This is a genomic window from Agrobacterium sp. NPDC090283, from assembly GCF_044769685.1.
In the GTDB taxonomy this organism is placed as follows: Bacteria; Pseudomonadota; Alphaproteobacteria; order Rhizobiales; family Rhizobiaceae; genus Agrobacterium.
In genome coordinates, this window is record NZ_JBIVYG010000004.1 from 384,166 (window position 1) to 405,324 (window position 21,159).

The window sequence follows — 21,159 nt, forward strand, 5'->3', positions numbered from 1 at the left end:
CAGCACAGGAGTAAGAATGCCCGTCGTCCGTGGAAAAAACATCGAGCCGCTTTATAGCGCCGAGCAGATCGCCGAGCGCAATCGCGATATGGCCAAGCACATTGCCAGCGGCCCGACCAAGGATTTGCTGGTCATCGCCGTGCTCAAGGGATCGTTCATTTTCGCGGCCGATCTTATCCGCGCGCTGCATGACAGCGGCCTTGCTCCGGAAGTCGAGTTCATCACGCTCTCTAGCTATGGCGCCGGCACGGTGTCCCAGGGCGTCAGGATCGTCAAGGATATCGACAGCGACGTGAAGGACCGCGATGTCCTGCTGATCGACGATATTCTCGAATCCGGCCGCACGCTGCGTTTCGCCAAGGAACTGCTTTACGAGCGTGGCGCCCGCAACGTCACCATCGCCGTGCTGCTCGACAAGAAGGTGAAGCGCAAGGAAGATCTGGAGGCCGATTATGTCGGTTTTGAATGTCCAGATTATTTCGTCGTGGGTTACGGCATGGATGTCGCTTATGCCTTCCGCGAACTGCCCTTTGTCGGCGTTGTGACCGGCGACGCCTGAGCATATTTGCCGTGCCGGAACGGCACAGGGCGGAGACGCCTCATTAACCATTCACCCAGCCAAAGCCTGGGTGTTTACCTCTTGAAAAGAGGAGCCTGCGATGTTGCTCACGGCTGGAAATGATGCCCAGGAGCAATGAGTAATGGCAAAGATTCTGATTACCGAAGACGAGGATGCGCTGCGTTCCTTCGTGGCGCGGGCGCTCCGTCTCGACGGTCACGAGACCTATGAGGCGGCGGATGGCGAGCAGGGGCTGGAGAAGCTCCAGGAAACCAGTTTCGATCTTCTTCTTTCGGATATCCGCATGCCGGTCATGGATGGCATCGAGCTGGCGCACCGCGCCGCCGAGCGCTTCCCGGCGATGCGCATTTTGCTGATGACGGGTTATGCCGAACAGCGCGAACGTGCGGACGATCTGGCGGAGAAGATTATCGACGTCGTCTCCAAGCCCTTCGCGCTTCCGGATATTCGCAAGGCCGTTGCGCGGGCGCTTGCGGCCTGAACGGCGAGATTAGAGAGATTGAAAGGGCGGCCAGGGGCCGCCTTTTTTGTTTTTGTTGCGGATTGCGCCGTCCCTAAACACGTCATCTTCGGCCTTGAGCCGAGGATCCATTACCGAGTTGTGGATCCTCGGCTCAAGGCCGAGGATGACATGGAGTGCTTGATGAGCCTTTGCTCCGAACTGAATGACAGGGCTCTGTCTCGGATAAAAGAGCGAGGTCAAAGTTCGGACCAGTTGGGAATTGTTTTCAGTCCTCACCGAATATCCAGCAGCCGCTCCAGATAACGCCGTTCCACTTCACCCGGCGGATTGTTGCCGAGCTTTTCGCGGATCGCTTCGAGAATTTCACGGGCGCGCTGCACGTCGATCTCATCAGGCACCTTAACCTGATCGCCGAAATCCGGGCCGGTGGTGCTGCGCGGGCGGCCGAGCGGGTCGCGGCCGTTCTGGCCGCCCTGACCGGCCATGCCTTCCTGTCCCTGTCCGGGCTGCTGCCCCTGTTGGCGCATGGCCTGCATGATCTGGCCCATCATGTCCTGTGCGCCCTGACGCAACGCGTTCAGCGCATTGCCCTGGCCTTCGACGGCCTGTTCACCCTGGCCCTTGCCCAGCGCTTCGCCCGCTCCTTGCATTTCCTGCTGGGCCTTGCCGAAGTTTTCGCCCGGTTCCATGCCGAGATCGCGAAGGCCCTGCTGCAACTCGCCGAGCTGCTTGCCGAGCGCATCCTGCTGCGCCCTGAGGTTTTTCAGCGCCTCGCGCAATTGCTCGGCGGTCATCTGGTCGGTCTGCTGCTGCCCGCCCTGCTGGCCATTTTGACCCTGTTGATCTTGTTGACCCTGCTGGCCCTGTTGCGGCGGTTGACCGTTCTCGCCCATCTGCTGGTCGTCTTCGCTTTCCCCGCCCTGCTGCGGATCGCCGCGCTGCATGCGGTCGCGAAGCGCCTGATCGAGCTTGAAAGTCTCATCCATCAGTTTCTGCTGCTGCTGCAGGATTTCGCCCAGCTTGTCGATCTGCTGGCGCATCTTGCTGCTTTGCTGCTGCCCCTGCTGGCCCTGACGCTGCGGCCGGCCGGCCTGCAGATTATTCATCATGCGCTGCAGCTGCGAGAGCATTTCCTGCGCCGCGTCGCGATTGCCGGAGCGGGCAAGGTTCTCGATCTGGTTCATCATGTTTTCCAGATCGCGCTGACGCAGCACGTTTTGCGACTGCTGGTTCATGTTGGCTTGCGGCGCATTTTGCATGCGCTGGGCAAGCTCGCTCATGAATTGCTGCATGGCTTCGCGCAGTTCCTGCATCAGCTTGGCGATTTCCTCGTCGGAGGCATTGCGTTGCAGCGCTTCGGACAGCGCGTTCTGCGCATCACGCAGGCGTCTTTCCGCCTGCGAAAGATCGCCATCCTCGATGCCGAGCGCGATTTCCCAGAGATAATCCGCCGTCTCCTTCAGCATCTCCTCATTATAGGCGAGCCGCATGCGGGTCTGGGCGGATTGCAGCAGGAGATAATGCGTGGTGTTGGGAATGGTCTCCTCGGGGCGCATGCCCACCGCCTCGTTATAGGCGATCGCCTTCGGCATCTGGCGTGTATCCAGCGAGAAGATCTGCCGCTGTTCGGCAACGGAAGCGGCCAGTGGTTCGGAGAAATTGCGGCCCGGCAGCACCATTTCATGTGCCGGGCTGCGGCCGGTCTGGCCGGCGCCATCCGTCGCCACGAGCGTGATGCGCACGCGTTTTCCCGCCATCGGATGTTCGGTCAGGTTGCGGCTGGTCAGGCCCTTGATCTCGCGATTGTTCTGCCGCGGCAGATCGAGCTTGAATTCCGGCGGCGGATAAAGCGCGGTCGCGCCTTCGGCCACGCCGATGGGCTCGATGATGGCATGGGCTTCCTTCAGGCCATAATCGTCCTTGGCGGTAAAGCCCACTTCCAGCGCGCCATTGACGGCGCGGCGCGGCATGTTGTCGAAGGCGATGCTGGGCGGCTGGTCGGGAATGACGTTGAACACCCATTGTTCGCCATTGGCGGTGATCATGCCGCTTTCGGTAACATCCATGGCGAAGGTGCGCGGCGCGACGGGCTGATCCGCTGAGCGTACCGGTGTCTGAACGGCAATATCGCCGCTCGCGCTGTCGGCGCGTGCCGCTTCCGGTGCAAGCTTTTGCAGCGCGCCTGCCATTTCCGGTTCGAAGGTCACTTCCTCGCCGCCATCGCCGCCGGTCATGCGGATCGTCAGCCTGGAGGATTGCGGCACGGAAACCGCGTCGCGACCGGACGCATCGCGCCCGGTCAGGAAGATCGGTGCGCGGCCGGTATAGGCGGGTGGCGTGACCCAGGCATCGAGGCGGATATCGGGATTGAGCGGACCGACGACCGGCCGGCTGCGGAAGGCATCGGCAATTGTACCCGCACCATTCGAATAGGAGAAACCGAATGCTGCTGCCAGAATGAGAGCGGGGATGGCGCGCAGCGCCAGACGGTCGTACCGGGCAATATCGGGTTTCGGCAGGCCGGCATTCAGCGCGGCGATGCGCTCCGCCATGCGGATCTGATGTTCTTTCCAGAGCGTGCGGGAAAAAGGCGTATCGAAGGCCGGCTCGTCTTCCTGCACGCCGACCGGCTGGTGCGCGAGACCGTTGCGATCTTCGAGAAGGCGCGACGCGTCATGATCCGTCGGCCATTTCAGCCGAAGGATCGGCAGAAGCGTGGCGATAAAGCTGAAAACCAGAACGAACACGACGCCGAGCCGCAGGACATCAGGCATGTGCCGATAGAGGCCGAACCAGGCAAGCGCCAGAAATACGGCGGCGATGGAGAGCGGCCACAGCGTTTTCGGCGCGATTTTTTCGCCGAGCAGGACGATTTTTGCGAAGAAGCGCTTGGCGGCAACCCGACGGGCAAGGTCCGGCCGCTGCGCGAATGCGCCGGTCGGGCGCTTTCTGCCTGCCCTGTCCTCTCCGCCAGTCTTGTCCTCTCCGGCAGTGGTCATCAATCCGTTCTCCCGGTTCTGGCCACGTCGAACGCCATTCCCGGAACGGCGCGCTGTTCATATCACGGGGGCAAGGATAACATTCTTTGTGGCGAAGACGAGGGCGCCTAAGCCCTCACCCCCATTTTTTAGGCAGCTTCGCTTGATTGTGATCGGTCACGCTGGATAGTGAGCGGGATCAGTCGAGCCAGGCGGGCACGGAATCGAGAGCGATCAACTCCTCATAGGTGCCGCGCGGGCGGATGACGTGGAACTTGTCATCCTTCACCAGTACTTCCGGCACCAGCAGGCGCGAATTATAGGTGCCGGCCTGCACCGCGCCATAGGCGCCAGCGGAACTGACGGCGATGAGATCGCCCGGCTGCGGTGCCGCCATCTCGCGGTCCAGCGCCAGATAATCGCCGGTTTCGCAGACTGGACCGACGATGTCGGCCTTGATGCGCGGTGTGTTCTCGGCCGGCTGCACCACCGGGCGGATGCCGTGATAGGCCTCATAAAGCGTCGGGCGGATGAGATCGTTCATCGCGCCGTCGACGATCACGAAGGTCTTCTCGCCGCCATCCTTCACATAGATGACTTCGGTCACCAGAATGCCGGCATTGCCGACGATCAGGCGGCCCGGCTCGGTGACGATCTTGCAGTTGAGGCTCTTCAGCTCGTTCTTGACGATATGGGCATAGGCATCCGGCAACGGCGGCGGATTATTGTCATCGCGATAGGGGATGCCGAGACCGCCGCCAATATCGACGTGGCTGATCGTGTGGCCGTCGGTGCGCAGCACTTCCACGAGTTCGCGCAGCAGCCGGAAGGCATCCTCGAAAGGCTGCAATTCGGTGATCTGGCTGCCGATATGCATGTCGATGCCGGTGACGTCTATGCCGGGCAGGGTGGCGGCATGGGCATAGACCGCGCGCGCCCGCTCATAGGAAATGCCGAACTTGTTCTCTTTTTTGCCGGTGGAAATCTTGGCGTGGGTGCGCGCATCCACATCCGGATTGATGCGGAAGGAGACATGCGCCCGCTTGCCCGCCTTGACCGCGCGCAGGTTGAGGACTTCCAGTTCCGGCTCGGATTCGATGTTGAAGCAATAAATGCCGGCTTCCAGCGCATAATCCATTTCCGCCACCGTCTTGCCGACGCCGGAGAACATGATGCGGCTTGCCGGCACGCCGGCTGCGAGTGCGCGGCGCAACTCGCCGCCCGAGACGACGTCGATGCCGGCGCCGAGCTTTGCCAGCGTCTTCAAAACCGCCTGATTGGAGTTGGCCTTCATGGCGTAACAGACCATGGCGTCCACATCCGCAAAAGCGCCTGAGAACACCTTGTAATGGCGCTCCAGCGTTGCAGTGGAATAGACATAGAAAGGCGTGCCGACCGCCTTGGCGATCTCGGGCACGGGCACGTTTTCGGCGTGCAGCACGCCGTCGATATAGCCAAAATGGTTCACGGCTTTTTACCCGTCAGAGAAGCTTGTCGAGAATGAACGGACGCTCTGCCGTCGCCGGCTTCGGCTCGCTGCCATCGGCGGCGCGCTTGTTGCGCATTTCGACCGGCGTGCTCGGCGGATCGATGTCGCCTTTACGCCCGCAGGCGCTGAGAACAAGGCTGACGGCGAGCGTCATGCCGATGGGAACGATGAGTTTGCGCGCGGTTTTTGAAAGCATGAGCCTGTCCAAAGGAAATATGTGCCTCTCTGATAACGAAAAACAGGGCGCTTGTGCACCCTCAGACTGGGGCAAAGCGCGAAAATCTCTCCGCCGTCATGCCGGACTTGATCCGGCGTCCAGCCACGGCGCGTCTGCGCCGTGAGAAGAGTCTATTGCGATCAAGGACTTGATCGCGCTGGACCCCGGATCTAGTCCGGGGTGACGGCGGCAGGTCGGCTTATCAGTTGCGTCCACGCCACCAGGCGATCTGCTTCTTCACTTCGGAAGGCGCCGTGCCGCCGAAACTGGTGCGGCTGGCAACCGATGCCTCGACGGACAGAACGTCGAAAACGCCCTTGGTGATGCCGGGGTGGATGGCCTGCAATTCCTCCAGCGACAGATCGGCGAGATCGCAGCCCTTCTTTTCCGCCAGCGCAACGGCATTGCCGGTCACATGGTGGGCGTCGCGGAAGGGCAGGCCTGCCTCGCGCACCAGCCAGTCGGCAAGGTCGGTGGCGGTGGAGTAGCCGGAACCGGCCGCCGCACGCATGCGGTCCTTGCGCACTTCAAGGTCGCGGATCATGCCGGTCATGGCGGCAATCGCCAGTTCCAGGCTCTCGGCGGCGTCGAAAACCTGTTCCTTGTCTTCCTGCATATCCTTGGAATAGGCGAGTGGCAGGCCCTTCATGACAGTCAGCAGCGCGATCAGCGAGCCGTTGATACGGCCGGTCTTTGCGCGCACCAGTTCGGCGGCGTCAGGGTTTTTTTTCTGCGGCATGATCGAGGAACCGGTGGAGAAGGCATCCGACAGGCGGATGAAGCCGAATTGCGGCGTCGACCAGATGACGATCTCTTCGGCGAGACGCGACAGATGCGTGGCGCAGATGGAAGCGATCGACAGGAATTCCAGCGCGAAATCGCGGTCGGAGACGGTGTCGATGGAGTTGCGGGTCGGCTCGCGGAAACCGAGCGCCTTCGCCGTCATGTGGCGGTCGATGGGGTAACCGGTGCCGGCAAGGGCGGCCGCGCCGATCGGGCTTTCGTCCATATGCTCGATGGCATGGCGCACGCGGGCGCGGTCACGGCCGAACATTTCCACATAGGCCATGCAATGGTGGCCGAAGGTGACGGGCTGTGCGGTCTGCAGATGGGTGAAGCCGGGCATCACGGTGTCGGCATTTTCTTCGGCGCGGTCGAGGAAGGCGGCGATGAGGGCGGTCAGCATGCCCTCGGTTTTCTGCAATTCTTCCTTCACCCACAGGCGGAAATCGAGCGCCACCTGGTCGTTGCGCGAGCGGGCGGTGTGCAGGCGGCCGGCGGCGGGGCCGATGAGGGTCGCAAGACGGGCCTCGATGTTCATGTGAATATCTTCGAGCTTGCGCGAGAATTCGAAGGTGCCGGATTCGATCTCTGACAGGATCGTGTTCAAGCCATCGGTGATCTTGTCTTTATCTTCGGGCGAAATAATGCCTTTAGATGCCAGCATGGCGGCATGCGCCATAGAGCCGCGGATATCCTGGGCGTAAAGCTTCTTGTCGAAGCCGATGGAGGCATTTATCTCTTCCATGATGGCAGATGGCCCGGAAGCGAAACGCCCGCCCCACATCTGGTTGGAGGATTTCTGATCTGTGCCGTCAGCCATGTTTTTAGTGCCCTGGAGTATTCGATGACAGAAAAAACGCCGTTCCGGCTTCCTTCCGCCAAGTTGGTTGCAATTGCTGCCGTTGCCGGTGTCTTAAGCGGCGCAGGCGCGGTCTGGTTCAGGCATATTGGGTCTGAGAGCCCGGTTCAAGGGGCAGCGGTGGCAGAGGGCGGTTTATGTGAGGGGGCGGCAAACCGCATCGCTTCGCTGAAGCCTTTTCTGAAGGGGCAGGTGGCCGCCATGTCGGCGGCGGACAAGCCCCGCATCGTTCCGCTGTCCTTCAAGGGACCGGAGGCCAAGGATATGACGCTTGCCGATCTCAAGGGCAAGGCGGTTCTTCTCAACCTGTGGGCCACATGGTGTGTGCCCTGCCGGGAAGAGATGCCGGCTCTGAATGCACTGGAACATGAAAAGGGCGGCGAGGATTTCGAGGTCGTCGCCATCAATATCGATGTCGGCGGGGATGAAAAGCCGAAAGCCTTCATGGAAGAATACAAGATCGATGCGCTGAAGCCTTACCGCGACAGTTCCATGGGCGTCTTCAACGTTCTGAAAAAGGAAGGCCTCGCCTTCGGCCTGCCGGCAACGCTGCTGCTGGATGAGAACGGCTGCCTGCTCGCCGCCATGAACGGCCCGGCGGCATGGGACAGCGAAGATGCCAGGGCGCTGGTGACCGCCGCAGCCGCTAAGTAAGCCGGCTTTCGGGAGAGATTTTTCTCTCCCTCGCTGCGGCTGATCTTTACCGTGTCGGAACCGGCGTCTCGCCGCGATAGTCGTAGAAGCCGCGGCCGGATTTGCGGCCGAGCCAGCCGGCCTCGACATATTTGACCAGCAGCGGGCAGGGGCGATACTTGCTGTCGGAGAGGCCGTCATGCAGAACCTGCATGATCGACAAACAGGTGTCGAGACCGATGAAATCGGCAAGCTGCAGCGGACCCATCGGGTGGTTGGCGCCGAGCCGCATGGCGGTGTCGATGGCTTCCACCGAGCCGACACCTTCATAAAGCGTATAGATCGCCTCGTTGATCATCGGCAGCAGGATGCGGTTGACGATGAAGGCGGGGAAATCCTCGGCGACGGTGATCGCCTTTTCCAGCGTCCGCACATAATCCTTCGCCGCGTCAAAGGTCTTTTCATTGGTGGCGATGCCGCGCACCAGTTCCACCAGCTTCATGACCGGCACCGGGTTCATGAAGTGGATGCCCATGAACTGTTCGGGACGGTCGGTGGCGGATGCGAGCCGGGTGATGGAGAGCGACGACGTATTGGTGGCGAGCAGCGCCTCGGGCTTCAGGATCGGGCAGACCTGCGCATAAATCTTGCGCTTGATCTCTTCATTTTCCGTCGCGGCCTCGATGACGAGGTCCATGGCCGCCAGATCGTTGATATCGGTCGATCCGCTGATGAGCGCCAGCGCCTGCTTGCGGGCCTCGTCGGAAAGTTTGCCGTTGGTGACCTGGCGGGCGAGATTGCCATTGATGGTGGCAAGACCGGCCTCGATGCCTTCCTTGGAAAGATCGTAAATATGGACCCTGTAGCCGGCAATGGCGGAGACATGCGCAATGCCGCATCCCATCTGACCGGCTCCAATGACACCGATGTTTTTAAAGGGGGCGGTCATAGGCTGGTCTCCTCTCAGGGATTTGTCTGCGTTATGGCCGGCGATGTTACGCATATCGCCGAAAAAGAGAAGGCGGCGCGTTCAAAAAACGCGCCGCCTCCAATTCATGCTTAAATTACAGCGATTTTTCGAGTTCCGGCAGCGCCTCGAAGAGATCTGCGACGAGACCATAATCCGCCACCTGGAAGATCGGCGCTTCTTCATCCTTGTTGATGGCGACGATGACCTTCGAGTCCTTCATGCCGGCCAGATGCTGGATGGCGCCGGAAATGCCCGCCGCGATATAAAGCTGCGGCGCAACCACCTTGCCGGTCTGGCCCACCTGCCAGTCGTTCGGCGCATAACCGGCATCGACCGCAGCACGGCTGGCGCCAACGGCGGCACCGAGCTTGTCGGCGACGGGAAGGATGACTTCCTTGAACTTTTCCGAGGAACCAAGCGCACGGCCACCCGAGATGATGATCTTCGCAGACGTCAGTTCCGGACGGTCGGACGAGGCCAGCGCATCGGAAACGAAGCTGGAAAGGCCCGGATTTTCGGCCGCACCGATGCTTTCCACTGCGGCGGAACCACCTTCGCTTGCTGCCGCAAAGGCGGTCGGACGCACGGTGATGACCTTCTTCGCATCGGTCGCCTGCACCGTCTGGATGGCGTTGCCGGCATAGATCGGCCGCTTGAAGGTGTCGGGGCCGACAACCTCGATGATTTCCGAGACCTGCGCCACGTCAAGAAGCGCCGCGACGCGCGGCGTCACATTCTTGGCCGAGGCGGTGGCCGGCGCAATGATGACATCATAGGAAGGGCTGAGCGAAACGATCAGCGCCGCCAGCGGTTCTGCCAACGCATTGGCATAGGAGGCGTCGTCGGCAAGCAGCACCTTCGAGACGCCGGAGAGTTTCGCGGCTGCGTCAGCTGCGCCCTTGGCGCCGGAACCGGCGACCAGCACGTGGACGTCGCTTCCCGTCCCCTTGGCAATCTGCGTTGCCGCCGTCAGCGTCTTTCCCGTCAGGTCGGAAAGGGTTGCGTTGTCGTGTTCTGCCAGAAGAAGAATGGCCATGAGAATATCTCCCTTTTCCGAAATCTTAGAGGACGCCGTCGGCCTTGAGCTTTTCGACCAGCTCGGCAACCGAGCCGACCTTGATGCCGGCCTTGCGGCCTGCCGGCTCCTCGGTCTTCAGCACCTTCAGGCGCGGCGAAACATCGACGCCGAAATCGGCCGGTGACTTCTTGTCGAGCGGCTTCTTCTTGGCCTTCATGATGTTCGGCAGCGAGGCGTAACGCGGCTCGTTCAGACGAAGATCGGTGGTGACGACGGCGGGAAGCTTCAGCTCCACCGTCTGCAGGCCGCCATCGACTTCACGGGTGACCGCGACCTTGCCGTCTGATGGTTCGACCTTGGAGGCAAAGGTGCCCTGGCCCCAGCCGAGCAGGGCGGCCAGCATCTGGCCGGTCTGGTTCGAATCGTCATCGATCGCCTGTTTGCCGACGATGACGAGGCCGGGCTGTTCGGCTTCCGCCACGCCCTTCAGGAGCTTGGCGACGGCGAGCGGCTCGACCGTCTCGTCGGTCTCGATCAGGATGGCGCGGTCGGCACCCATGGCGAGTGCGGTGCGCAGCGTTTCTTCCGCCTTGGCCGGGCCGATGGAGACGACCACAACCTCTTCGGCCTTGCCGGCTTCCTTGAGACGCAGCGCCTCTTCCACCGAGATTTCGTCGAACGGGTTCATCGACATCTTCACATTGGCAAGCTCAACGCCTGAACCATCCGACTTCACGCGGATCTTCACGTTGTAATCGACGACTCGTTTAACGGGGACAAGGATTTTCATCGGCGGCTTTCCTCAAACTCCTGTCCGTTTGGTCACTGGACCGCGCGGACCTCCAAAAAAAGGTTGGCGACATGGATAAGCATTTTTCCCGCAATTACAACGGAGCAAACTTCATTATCGCATGCACGTTAGGCATATCTTACGTTGACGTTCACGTAAATACGCTATCTCTTCGCCAAGGGATCATCTGCCCCCGTCATAGCCCCGTTCGATTTGCGACAACCCCGCCGTTTGCGACGGATTCTTGAACTGCGCCGCCCTCGGCGGAACAATGGTGCGGTCAAACAGGGGAACACCCGGCCTGCGCATGAAAACCACCAGGATCGCCCCAGCCAATATGCCGCCGACATGCGCGCCCCACGAGACGTTTTCTTCGAGCCCGAGCGCCAGCATCAGGAACTGCTGGCCGATCCATAACGCCAGGGGAATGAAGGCGGGCAAAGGAAGCGGGATGCGCATGAGAACCAGCACCCAGACGCGTACCTTGGGATGCAGCAGGAAATAGGCGGCGACGACGCCAGACACGGCGCCCGAAGCGCCGATCAGCGGCCCTTCCGAGGTGGGGGCGACGAAGCCATGAAACAGCGCGCCGACGATGGCGCAGGCGAGATAGAAGACCAGGAAACGCAAATGACCGAGTGCATCCTCGACATTATCGCCAAAGACCCACAGAAACAGCATGTTGCCGGCGAGGTGCCAGAAGTCGAGATGCAGGAAGGCATAGGTGACAACGGTGAGGTCATCAGGCACGATCTGCAGGGCGGGTTCCAGATAGGCGTAATCGAACACGACCGCCGGAATGAAACCGAGGCCGAGCGCTGCCGCATTGGCCTCGGTATCGCTGGCGATCACGCCGGTAAACAGCCAGACCAGCACATTGACCACGATCAGGCTGATGGTGACATATTGCAGCCGGATGTGCTTGAGGGAATTCGCATCGTGCAGGGGGATGAACATCGAATGCCCTTTGTCTGAACGGTTGTCGCACTGTGTCAGCGGTTCTTGCCGGGAACCCATAAAATGTCGGCCTTGCCCGTGTCATTGGCAAAACGGGCGGCCACGAACAGGAAATCGGACAGGCGGTTGGCATATTTGATAGCCGCCGGGCTGACAGTCTCGTTCTCGGTGACCGAAAGCGCCACCATCAGCCTTTCCGCCCGGCGGCAGATCGTGCGCGCCATATGGAGACTGGCTGCCGCCGCACTGCCGCCCGGCAGCACGAAGGAGGTCAGCGGTTCAAGCGCGGCGTTGATTTCGTCGATTTCGTTTTCAAGCCGGGTCACCTGGCTTTCGACGATGCGCAGCGGCTCGTAGGAGAGCGGCTCGCCGCTTTCCGGCGTGGCGAGATCGGCGCCGAGATCGAAAAGGTCGTTCTGGATGCGGAACAGCATGGCATCCAGCCTTTCCAGCCCGCCCGTATGCAGTCGTGCAACGCCGATGGCCGAATTGGCTTCGTCCACCGTACCATAGGCCTCGACGCGAAGATCGTGCTTCAGGCGGCGTGGGCCGGAAACCAGCGCCGTGGTGCCCTTGTCGCCGGTGCGGGTATAGATTTTGTTCAGCTTCACCATGTCAGCGGCCGCCGCCGGTGAGCCAGAGGGTGAACATGATCAGCACGATGGCGACAGCCTGCAAAAGCAGGCGAAGCTGCATCAGCTTGTTGGAACGGTTGGCGTCCTGTCCCTTCAGCATGTTGAAGAGGCCGCGTATCAGCACGATGACAACGAGGCCCATGACGATAAGGGCCAGAACGGTGGTGAAGCCGGACATGCGGTATTACTCCTCCTCAATCGAATCTGCGCAGCAGACGATAGAAAAGTCCGGCAGGCAAGAGCCGTTTCAGGATAAGCCCCTGTTTGGCTGGAACGGTGACGGGGTAATGCGGTTTCGGCCTCGCGGCGGTCAGGGCATGTTTCAACACGGCATAAACGGCATCGGGGCCAAGCTTGTGCCGGTTGACGGGACCGGAGCCATCCATGCGCGCCAACTGGCGTTTATATTCCGCCGCATGGGCCGAATTTTCGAGATCGATATGTTCGTTGATATGGGCGAGCGCGGTGGCGGTGAATTTGGAAGTGATCGGCCCGGGCTCGATCAGGCTCACATGGATGCCGCTGCCCTGAAGCTCCATGCGCAGCGTCACGCCCAGCCCCTCAAGCGCGAATTTCGATGCGGTGTAAGCACCGCGATAACGATAGGGAACGAGGCCGAGGATCGAGGAGCAATGCACGATGCGCCCCGAACCGCGGGCGCGCATGAAGGGAATGACCCGCCGTGTCAGATCGTGCCAGCCGAAGACATTGGTTTCAAACTGCGCCCTGAGCGCTTCGACAGGCAGATCCTCCACCGCGCCCGGCTGGCCATAGGCGCCATTGTTGAAAAGCGCATCGATGCGGCCGCCTGTGCGCGCCCTCACCGTCTCCACCAGCGCGGCAATGGTTTCCGGCTTGGTGTAATCCATGATCAGTGTCTCGATGCCCTGATTCTCGAGCGCCGCCATGTCGGTGATGCGCCGCACGGTGGCGAAAACCCGCCAGCCGTCCCGGTGGAGCGCGCCGGCGCAATAGGCGCCGATGCCCGAGGAACAGCCGGTGATGATGATGACGGGTTTTTCAGACATTTGCCGCTCCGGGAAACCGACTGTTGTTCTGGCCCGATTGCCCGGCCCGTTAAAATCGAAATTGCGCGAAATCCGTGTCCTGCGGGAACCGAAAGGCCCGCTTGCGCGCTGTACAAAGCGAAGCTGATTTCCCATATTCGCGACGAAGTTACAAATGAAATGCCGATGAATGGAGGTGACATGGTTGCCGCAGTGCGCCTGGCAGGCAAGGTTGCCTTCGATGCCTATTCCCATTTCGCCGAGGATGACGGCTGGGCGATGGCGAGCCATATGGCACTCTCCATCCTGCTGGCGCTGTTTCCCTTCCTGATCTTCGGCACGGCGCTGGCCGGATTTCTCGGCGCCGACCAGTTTTCCGAAACGGCGGTGCATCTGATTTTCGACACCTGGCCGGAGGCGATTGCCGGGCCATTGGCGGCACAGGTGCAGCAGGTTCTCACCATTCCGCGCGGCGGCCTGCTGACGATTTCGGTGCTGGCCGCCGCTTACTTCGCCTCCAACGGTGTCGAAGCGCTGCGTATTTCGCTCAATCGCGCCTATCGCGTCACCGAAACACGCTGGTGGTATGTGACCCGCCTGCTCAGCCTGCTTTACGTGCTGATTGCCGTGGTGGTCTTCACCGGCATCAGCATCGTGCTTGTCGCCGTGCCGGTTGCCACCTCCTTTGCCGAGCAGCGGTTTCCGTGGATGACGGACGTGCTGAACACCATCTCCAGCCTCGGCCTTTACGGCACCATCGTCGTGCTGACGGCGGGGCTGGTGGCGGCGCATCTGTGGCTGCCCGCCGGCAAGCGCCGCATCTGGGATGTCTGGCCCGGCATTCTCCTGACGATGATCTTCTGGGTCATCGGCGCGGCGATCTTCGCCTATTATCTCTCCACATTCGCCAATTACGCCGCCACCTATGCGGGTCTTGCCTCCGTGATGGTCGTTCTGGTGTTTCTCTATATGGTCGGTGTCATCTTCATGCTTGGCGCGGAGGTGAATGCGGCCCTGATGAAATACAAGGTCCGGCAGATCATCCGCCGCAATATCGGCGGCAACGGCGCGCGCCGCGGGCAGTCGCTAGAGGAGGCCGACAAGCCGGCGGATATCTGAGGGTGTCGCCCCGCCCGCGCGAAGGGCGGAAAGGCCGGTGCTGCCTTCGCTTTTCGAAAGCTTGCGCCCGTCCGCGCCCAAAATCAGCCGGTGATGGTGATAGGCGGGCTGCGGCAGGTGCAGCAGGTGTTGCAGCAACCGGTGGATGGCCGTTGCATGGAAGAGATCCATACCGCGCACCACATGGGTAATGCCCTGCAGCGCATCATCCATCACAACGGAAAGATGATAGCTCGAAGGCGCGTCGGAACGCGACAGCACCACATCGCCCCAGAGTGCGGGCAGGGCCTCGATCTCTCCCGTCTCGCCATCGCCGCTCTCCTGCCAGAACAGGGGGCCGCCGGCGGCGCGGATCGCCTTCTCCATATCGAGCCTAAAGGCGTATGGCCTGCCGGAGGCAAGGAGTGCCGTCCGTTCCGCCTCAGCTCTCTCGCGGTCGATGGCCGGATAAAGCGGGGCGCCATCCGGATCGCGTGGCCAAAGTCCGCCATCGGCCTCGAAGGCCTTTACGATCGCCTTTGTTTCTCCACGGCTGAGAAAGGCCGGATAGGCAAGGCCCGCCTCGATCAGCCTGTCCAGCGCCACGCGGTACTCATCGAAATGCTCCGATTGCCGCCGCACCGGTATCTCCCAGCCGAGACCCAGCCAGCCGAGATCGTCATGGATCGCCTGCTCCAGTTCCGGTGTGCAGCGCGTCTGGTCGATATCCTCGATGCGCAGCAGAAAGCGGCCGCCATTGTCCCGCGCCCTATCGTGGTTCAGAAAGGCGGAAAGCGCGTGGCCGAGATGCAGCGGGCCGTTGGGGCTTGGCGCAAAACGGTAAGCCGGTTTTTGACGGAGAGGCGAAGGCATGGTTTCTTCTGCCATGTTTTAAAGTGCCCCGCCAGCCGGCTGGCGGCTTAGGGAATGACCGATATGAAAATCATCACCGGGATGGACGACATCAGCGAAGGGCTGGACCATCTCGCCCGCCTCGATCCGGCTCTCAGCCTCATCATCGAAAAAGCCAGTCCGCTGGAGTTGCGGATTCACGAACCCGGTTTTGCCGGCCTTGCCCATATCGTCGTCTCGCAGATGGTATCACGCGCCAGCGCCAATGCCATATGGGCGCGCATCCTTGCCGGCACTGGCGGTGTGGTCACGGCGGAAAATTACCTCGGGGCACCGGAGGAATTGCGGGCCACCTTCGGCCTTTCGCGTGCCAAGGCCACAACGCTGGAAGGGCTGGCGCGCGCCGTCGCGGAAGGGCAGATCGATCTTGACGACGTGGTGCGCAGGGAGGCGGAGGCCGCCCTTTCGGAGCTGGTGGCGCTGCGCGGCATCGGCCCGTGGACGGCGGAGGTCTATCTGATGTTCTGCGGCGGGCACCCGGATATATTTCCGGTGGGCGATGTGGCGCTGCGATCGGCGGTCGCGCATGCGCTTGATCTGGAGGTGAGGCCGGATGGGAAGTGGCTGGCGGAGCGGGCGACACTCTGGTCGCCATGGCGCTCTGTGGCCGCCCGGCTTTTCTGGGGCTATTACGCCAACATCATGCGCCGGGCGATGGTGCCTCTTCCCTGAGCGGGCTATGCGAGCCTAGAAGTCCGCGATCTGGTAGGGCAGGGCTCCGCGTGAGAGGTGATCGAAATGCAGCTTGCGTTTCAGCGGCGGCACGGCGCGCTGTACGCAATCGACCCTCTCGCAGACCCGACAGGAAATGCCGATGGGTTTGAAGGAGGCCGCATTGCCGAGATCGAGCGTATCGGCATAAACGAAATTCTGCGCATGGGAGATTTCGCAGCCGAGCGCGATGGCATAACGTGGTCTTTCCGTATTGAAACCGGCGCCGGCCTTCTCGATCTGGGTGGCTATGGAAAGATAGCGCACACCGTCAGGCGTTTCCGCCAGCTGCCGCACGATCCTGTCGGAGCTTTCGAAGGCCTGATGGATATTCCACAGCGGACAGGCCGCGCCGAAACGGGCAAATTGCAGCCGCGTGGCGCTGTGGCGTTTGGTGATGTTGCCGGCCCGGTCGATCTTGGCGAAAAAGATCGGCACGCCCTTCATGCCCGGCCGCTGCAACGTGCTCAGCCGGTGCGCCACCTGTTCGAGGCTCGCGCCGAACCGCACGGCCAGAAGCTCGAGATCGTGGCGCAGTTCCTGAGCGGCCCGGTGAAATTGGCCATAGGGCAGGATGAGGGCGGCTGCGAAATAATTATGCAGCCCGATGCGACAGATTTCCGCCGCTTCCACATGGCGAAAACCGGCGCCGGAAAGCACCCTGTCCACCGTCGCGCCGGCATGAAGCTGGGCGATCTGCAGCGCAAGCTGAAAACAGCGGGTCGGCGCGGCCATGTAGGAGCTGAGGGCAAGCGTCTTGCCGGCAGGATCGAAATGCCGGATCAGGCCGCCCGTCGCCTCGGTTCGGGTGATATGGATACCATAACGGTTGCGCAGATGTGACGCCAGAATGCCATAGGTCTCGCCGCCCTCGATCTCCAGTTCCTCCGCCAGTTCTTCGGCCAGAAGATCGATCTCGGCGACGTAGTTGTCGACGAAGTGGAAGAAATCGCGCACCTCCTCATAGGGGGTTCTTTCCACCTGCGCGGTTCCGCGCCCCAGCCGGTCATCCAGCTGCACCAACTGCTCGCTATTCTGGCGATAAGCCTGATGGGCGCGCAGCAGCGCATGGGCAAAACCCGGCGCGTTCTGGGCAATCAGCTTCAGTTCCTGAAGCCCCGGCTCGTAATTCATGAACAGCGGATCCTTCAGTGCTTCCCGCACGGCGGAAACCAGCCGGTCGTTTTCGCCCGCCGCCAGCTCCGCCATATCCAGCTGGAATTTTTCCACCAGCGTCACCAGAACGCTGGCCGAAACCGGGCGCTGGTTGTTTTCGATCTGGTTCAGGTAACTGGCGGAGATGCCCAGCCGTTCGGCAAACTGCGCCTGCGTGGCGCGGGCGTTTTCGCGAAGGCCCCGCACCTTGCGGCCGATGAAGAGTTTTTCCGTCGCCATGTTGCAACTTTGCAAAATTAAATATTGCAAATATTTATGGCACGCATACGCGCACGATCAAGGCTTCTGGGATGTTATTTTCTGGGCTATGGATCGTTTGACAAAGCATGGAGGAAACATGCCCGGCATTCTGGAGCAATTGGAAACGCGGCGCGCTGAGGCGCGTCTCGGCGGCGGCGTCAAGCGCATCGATGCGCAGCATGGCAAGGGCAAGCTGACGGCGCGCGAGCGCATCGATGTGCTCCTGGATGAAGGCTCCTTCGAGGAATACGACATGTACGTCACCCACCGGGCGGTGGATTTCGGCATGGCGGAGCAGAAGGTGGCGGGTGACGGTGTCGTCACCGGCTGGGGCACCATCAATGGCCGGCAGGTCTATGTGTTTTCCCAGGATTTCACCGTGCTCGGCGGTTCGCTCTCGGAAACCCATGCCCAGAAGATCTGCAAGATCATGGATATGGCGGTGCGCAACGGCGCGCCGGTGATCGGGCTGAACGATTCTGGCGGCGCGCGTATTCAGGAGGGTGTCGCCTCGCTCGGCGGTTATGCCGATGTGTTCAAGCGCAATGTCATCGCCTCCGGCGTCGTGCCGCAGATATCGGTCATCATGGGTCCCTGTGCTGGCGGTGCCGTCTATTCGCCTGCCATGACCGATTTCATCTTCATGGTGCGCGACACCTCCTACATGTTCGTGACCGGGCCGGATGTGGTGAAGACCGTGACGAACGAGATCGTCACGGCCGAAGAGCTGGGCGGCGCCTCCACCCATACGAAAAAATCCTCCGTCGCTGACGGCGCTTATGAAAACGACATCGAGACGCTGGAACAGGTGCGGCTGCTGTTCGATTTCCTGCCGCTCAACAATCGCGAAAAGCCGCCGGTGCGTCCGTTCCATGACGATCCGGCGCGGCTGGAAGCGCGGCTCGATACGCTGATCCCCGACAGTTCCAACAAGCCTTACGACATGAAGGAGCTGATCCACGCGCTGGCCGACGAGGGCGATTTCTTCGAGTTGCAGGAGGCCTTTGCCCGCAACATCATCACCGGCTTCATCCGTCTCGAAGGCCAGACGGTGGGGGTTGTCGCCAACCAGCCGATGGTGCTGGCCGGCTGCCTCGATATCGACGCCTCGCGCAAGGCCGCCCGTTTCGTGCGCTTTTGCGATGCCTTCAACATTCCGCTGCTGACGCTGGTGGATGTGCCGGGTTTCCTGCCCGGAACGGCGCAGGAATATGGCGGCGTCATCAAGCATGGTGCAAAACTTCTATTCGCCTATTCGGAGGCAACGGTGCCGATGGTGACGCTGATTACGCGCAAGGCCTATGGTGGCGCTTATGACGTGATGGCGTCCAAACATATCGGCGCGGATGTGAATTATGCCTGGCCGACGGCGGAAATCGCGGTCATGGGCGCGAAGGGTGCGGCGGAAATCCTCTATCGTTCCGAGCTTTCCGATCCCGAAAAGATCGCCGCGCGCACAAAAGAATATGAGGAACGTTTTGCCAATCCTTTTGTCGCGGCGGAACGCGGTTTCATCGATGAGGTGATCATGCCGCATTCGTCGCGCCGCCGCATCGCCCGTGCGTTTGCCTCGCTGCGCGGCAAGAGCGTCGAAACCCGATGGAAGAAACACGATACTATTCCGCTCTGACCCGTTGCGGGGCTGGAAAAATGCTTCGGCCACCTTACTATATGGAATGTTCAGGCACCCGGATGTCCGGATGTCCTCCCGAAACGAACAAGGACAATTTTTGATGGCCGAAAATTCCTCCGCAGATAATTTCCCCGCCGGATATGAAGTGCCCAGGGTCTGGACCTGGGACAAGGGCAATGGCGGCCAGTTCGCCAATATCAACCGGCCCATCGCCGGTCCGACCCATGAAAAGGAACTGCCGGTCGGCAAGCATCCGCTGCAGCTTTATTCGCTGGCGACGCCGAATGGCCAGAAGGTCACCATCATGCTGGAAGAATTGCTGGCCGCTGGCCACAAGGACGCCGACTATGATGCCTGGCTGATCAAGATCGGCGAAGGCGACCAGTTCGGCTCCGGTTTTGTCGGCGTCAATCCGAATTCCAAGATCCCGGCGCTGATGGATCATTCGACGCCTGAGCCGACGCGGGTTTTCGAAAGTGGCTCCATCCTCGTTTATCTCGCAGAAAAATTCGGGGCTTTCCTGCCGAAGGAGGGCAATGCCCGCACGCAGGCGCTGAACTGGCTGTTCTGGCAGATGGGCTCCGCGCCCTTCCTCGGCGGCGGTTTCGGCCATTTTTATGCCTATGCGCCGGTGAAGATCAAATATGCGATCGATCGTTACGCGATGGAAGTCAAGCGTCAGCTCGACGTGCTGGACCGGCATCTGGATGAGAACCGTTATCTCGCCGGTTCGGAATATACGATTGCCGACATGGCCGTCTGGCCCTGGTATGGCAAGATCGCGCTCGGTCAGGCCTATGGCGATGCCGGTGCTTTCCTCGAGGCGGACAGCTATAAGAATGTGATGCGCTGGACGCTTGAAATCGGCGAACGTCCGGCGGTCAAACGCGGCGTGATCGTCAACAAGACCTCGGGCGATCCGTCCGAACAATTGCATGAACGCCACGATGCCTCCGACTTCGAGACGAAGACGCAGGATAAGATCGGTAAGGCGTAAGAAAAGGATTAGAGCGCCAAAAGCGCTCTAACTATTTGAATTGGCGCATTTCCGGACGTAAAAGCAAGGCCGCTTTTATTGGAAATGTTCTGAAAGGACAAAAGATGGCGAACCTGCCCGAAATGACCAAGCACAAGGGATTTCCCTCCGGCATGCCGAGCACGGGCGTCCAGTTCACCATCCGCCGCGCCAACCCCAAAGGGGTAACACCTATCAAGATGATACCCCGAAGGGCGCGCAACGACACCAAGGAGCATCGCATCGATGCCGCCTTCCTGCACTCGCTCTGGCACCATTTTGGGCCTGAGCCTTTCGAGCGCGGCAATCTCGACGCCGCCCGCCTCAACCTCCTCTTCGGCCGTGAGGTGGTGCCGGCGGAGAAGAATTTCGACCCGCTTTCCTATCAGGCGATGCTTGTTATCGACGAGCGCGTCGCGCGGCAGAATTTCCCGGAATCCTTCGAGAATTTCTTCGAGATTTGAGGACGGCGGCATTTGTTCTGAGGGGAGGAGGAACATGATTGTCGACATGCTCCATATGGACCTGCAATGGCTGCAGCGCTGGTTGAGGCAACGCCGCGGCGGTAGCGGTGGGGCATCCGGCAGGCGCGATCCGAAGCCCGAAATGACGCCGGAGGCCGCCCGGCACGATCACCGGCAGATGCTGCGATTCATGGCGCTCAATGCGGCCATCGGCGTGCTGATCGGCATCGGTGTCGGTGCGGCGCTGATCTTTCTCGACGTCGGCGGTCTGGGCGCGCGCATCGGCCGCGCCGCAAATCCTGTCGTGCCCGTGCTGCTGGTCGTCATGCCTATTGCATCCCTGTTCGGTGCGGCCGCCACCGCCTCGGCCATCCTGATGATGCCCTATGAAAAGAAATTCCGCGACGATGATGACGATGCGAGGGGAGAATAACCGCATGATCAAGAAAATCCTCATCGCCAATCGCGGCGAGATCGCCTGCCGGGTCATCAAGACGGCGAAGAAGATGGGCATCGCCACCGTTGCGGTCT

General features: G+C 61.0%; 23 protein-coding genes. 10 read left to right on the top strand and 13 right to left on the bottom strand.

Annotated features, from left to right (window positions below; genetic code table 11):
• Positions 1 to 16: 16 nt before the first annotated feature.
• Positions 17 to 559: a hypoxanthine phosphoribosyltransferase gene (gene hpt / locus ACIQUH_RS09155; RefSeq protein WP_077985217.1), complete on the top strand. Its 543-nt coding sequence runs from the start codon at positions 17 to 19 to the stop codon at positions 557 to 559.
• A 142-nt stretch (positions 560 to 701) separates the two neighbouring features.
• Positions 702 to 1,061 carry a response regulator gene (locus ACIQUH_RS09160; RefSeq protein WP_400813946.1) on the top strand — a complete coding sequence of 120 codons (360 nt, stop codon included), beginning with the start codon at positions 702 to 704 and terminating at the stop codon, positions 1,059 to 1,061.
• Positions 1,062 to 1,315: 254 nt separating this feature from the next.
• On the opposite strand, the gene ACIQUH_RS09165 is transcribed toward ACIQUH_RS09160, so the two are convergent.
• From ACIQUH_RS09165 to argH, 4 genes are all read right to left on the bottom strand, one after another.
• Positions 1,316 to 4,042, bottom strand: coding sequence for a TIGR02302 family protein (locus ACIQUH_RS09165; RefSeq protein WP_400813948.1), 2,727 nt, complete (start codon positions 4,040 to 4,042; stop codon positions 1,316 to 1,318).
• A gap of 178 nt (positions 4,043 to 4,220) precedes the next feature.
• A complete protein-coding gene (gene lysA, locus ACIQUH_RS09170) occupies positions 4,221 to 5,489 on the bottom strand; it encodes a diaminopimelate decarboxylase (RefSeq protein WP_400813950.1) in 1,269 nt (422 codons plus the stop codon).
• Between the two features lie 13 nt (positions 5,490 to 5,502).
• Positions 5,503 to 5,706, bottom strand: a complete 204-nt coding sequence (locus ACIQUH_RS09175; protein WP_400813953.1) for a lipoprotein — start codon at positions 5,704 to 5,706, stop codon at positions 5,503 to 5,505.
• Between the two features lie 223 nt (positions 5,707 to 5,929).
• On the bottom strand, positions 5,930 to 7,330 hold the full coding sequence (gene argH, locus ACIQUH_RS09180; RefSeq protein ID WP_400813955.1) for an argininosuccinate lyase: 1,401 nt from the start codon (positions 7,328 to 7,330) through the stop codon (positions 5,930 to 5,932).
• Positions 7,331 to 7,354: 24 nt separating this feature from the next.
• On the opposite strand from argH, the gene ACIQUH_RS09185 reads away from it, so the two are divergent.
• A complete protein-coding gene (locus ACIQUH_RS09185) occupies positions 7,355 to 8,023 on the top strand; it encodes a TlpA disulfide reductase family protein (protein WP_400813958.1) in 669 nt (222 codons plus the stop codon).
• A 46-nt stretch (positions 8,024 to 8,069) separates the two neighbouring features.
• On the opposite strand, the gene ACIQUH_RS09190 is transcribed toward ACIQUH_RS09185, so the two are convergent.
• The 7 genes from ACIQUH_RS09190 to ACIQUH_RS09220 all read right to left on the bottom strand — a co-directional run bounded on the left by ACIQUH_RS09190 (position 8,070) and on the right by ACIQUH_RS09220 (position 13,400).
• Positions 8,070 to 8,951, bottom strand: coding sequence for a 3-hydroxybutyryl-CoA dehydrogenase (locus tag ACIQUH_RS09190; RefSeq protein ID WP_400813960.1), 882 nt, complete (start codon positions 8,949 to 8,951; stop codon positions 8,070 to 8,072).
• 115 nt (positions 8,952 to 9,066) lie between these two features.
• Entirely contained in the window at positions 9,067 to 10,008 is a 942-nt protein-coding gene (locus ACIQUH_RS09195; RefSeq protein WP_400813963.1) for an electron transfer flavoprotein subunit alpha/FixB family protein, read from the bottom strand.
• Positions 10,009 to 10,033: 25 nt separating this feature from the next.
• Entirely contained in the window at positions 10,034 to 10,780 is a 747-nt protein-coding gene (locus ACIQUH_RS09200; RefSeq protein WP_400813965.1) for an electron transfer flavoprotein subunit beta/FixA family protein, read from the bottom strand.
• 183 nt (positions 10,781 to 10,963) lie between these two features.
• A complete protein-coding gene (locus tag ACIQUH_RS09205; RefSeq protein ID WP_400813967.1) occupies positions 10,964 to 11,737 on the bottom strand; it encodes a rhomboid family intramembrane serine protease in 774 nt (257 codons plus the stop codon).
• A gap of 35 nt (positions 11,738 to 11,772) precedes the next feature.
• Positions 11,773 to 12,351 (bottom strand): cob(I)yrinic acid a,c-diamide adenosyltransferase, encoded by a 579-nt coding sequence (locus ACIQUH_RS09210; RefSeq protein WP_400813969.1) that lies wholly within the window; start codon positions 12,349 to 12,351, stop codon positions 11,773 to 11,775.
• Position 12,352: 1 nt separating this feature from the next.
• A complete protein-coding gene (locus ACIQUH_RS09215) occupies positions 12,353 to 12,550 on the bottom strand; it encodes a twin transmembrane helix small protein (RefSeq protein WP_003520830.1) in 198 nt (65 codons plus the stop codon).
• A gap of 16 nt (positions 12,551 to 12,566) precedes the next feature.
• A complete protein-coding gene (locus tag ACIQUH_RS09220) occupies positions 12,567 to 13,400 on the bottom strand; it encodes an SDR family oxidoreductase (RefSeq protein WP_400813974.1) in 834 nt (277 codons plus the stop codon).
• A gap of 180 nt (positions 13,401 to 13,580) precedes the next feature.
• Here ACIQUH_RS09220 and ACIQUH_RS09225 point away from each other — a divergent pair, with 180 nt between their 5' ends.
• On the top strand, positions 13,581 to 14,498 hold the full coding sequence (locus ACIQUH_RS09225) for a YihY/virulence factor BrkB family protein (RefSeq protein WP_400813977.1): 918 nt from the start codon (positions 13,581 to 13,583) through the stop codon (positions 14,496 to 14,498).
• Here the strand turns inward: ACIQUH_RS09225 and gluQRS are convergent.
• Complete coding sequence (gene gluQRS / locus ACIQUH_RS09230; RefSeq protein WP_400813980.1) at positions 14,466 to 15,365, bottom strand: tRNA glutamyl-Q(34) synthetase GluQRS; 900 nt, start codon at positions 15,363 to 15,365, stop codon at positions 14,466 to 14,468. The genes ACIQUH_RS09225 and gluQRS overlap by 33 nt on opposite strands.
• Positions 15,366 to 15,404: 39 nt before the next feature.
• On the opposite strand from gluQRS, the gene ACIQUH_RS09235 reads away from it, so the two are divergent.
• Positions 15,405 to 16,061 carry a DNA-3-methyladenine glycosylase family protein gene (locus tag ACIQUH_RS09235; protein ID WP_400813982.1) on the top strand — a complete coding sequence of 219 codons (657 nt, stop codon included), beginning with the start codon at positions 15,405 to 15,407 and terminating at the stop codon, positions 16,059 to 16,061.
• 15 nt (positions 16,062 to 16,076) lie between these two features.
• Here ACIQUH_RS09235 and ACIQUH_RS09240 read toward each other — a convergent pair whose 3' ends face one another.
• Positions 16,077 to 17,495: a short-chain fatty acyl-CoA regulator family protein gene (locus ACIQUH_RS09240; protein WP_400813986.1), complete on the bottom strand. Its 1,419-nt coding sequence runs from the start codon at positions 17,493 to 17,495 to the stop codon at positions 16,077 to 16,079.
• Between the two features lie 118 nt (positions 17,496 to 17,613).
• Between ACIQUH_RS09240 and ACIQUH_RS09245 the strand changes: the two genes are divergently transcribed.
• The 5 genes from ACIQUH_RS09245 to ACIQUH_RS09265 form a co-directional block, all read left to right on the top strand.
• Positions 17,614 to 19,146 (top strand): acyl-CoA carboxylase subunit beta, encoded by a 1,533-nt coding sequence (locus ACIQUH_RS09245; RefSeq protein ID WP_400813989.1) that lies wholly within the window; start codon positions 17,614 to 17,616, stop codon positions 19,144 to 19,146.
• A 103-nt stretch (positions 19,147 to 19,249) separates the two neighbouring features.
• On the top strand, positions 19,250 to 20,146 hold the full coding sequence (gene yghU, locus ACIQUH_RS09250) for a glutathione-dependent disulfide-bond oxidoreductase (RefSeq protein WP_400813992.1): 897 nt from the start codon (positions 19,250 to 19,252) through the stop codon (positions 20,144 to 20,146).
• A 104-nt stretch (positions 20,147 to 20,250) separates the two neighbouring features.
• Complete coding sequence (locus ACIQUH_RS09255) at positions 20,251 to 20,628, top strand: hypothetical protein (RefSeq protein WP_077985202.1); 378 nt, start codon at positions 20,251 to 20,253, stop codon at positions 20,626 to 20,628.
• A gap of 34 nt (positions 20,629 to 20,662) precedes the next feature.
• Positions 20,663 to 21,061: a hypothetical protein gene (locus ACIQUH_RS09260; RefSeq protein WP_400813995.1), complete on the top strand. Its 399-nt coding sequence runs from the start codon at positions 20,663 to 20,665 to the stop codon at positions 21,059 to 21,061.
• 4 nt (positions 21,062 to 21,065) lie between these two features.
• A partial coding sequence (locus ACIQUH_RS09265) for a biotin carboxylase N-terminal domain-containing protein (protein WP_400814036.1) occupies positions 21,066 to 21,159 on the top strand: 94 nt, incomplete at its 3' end.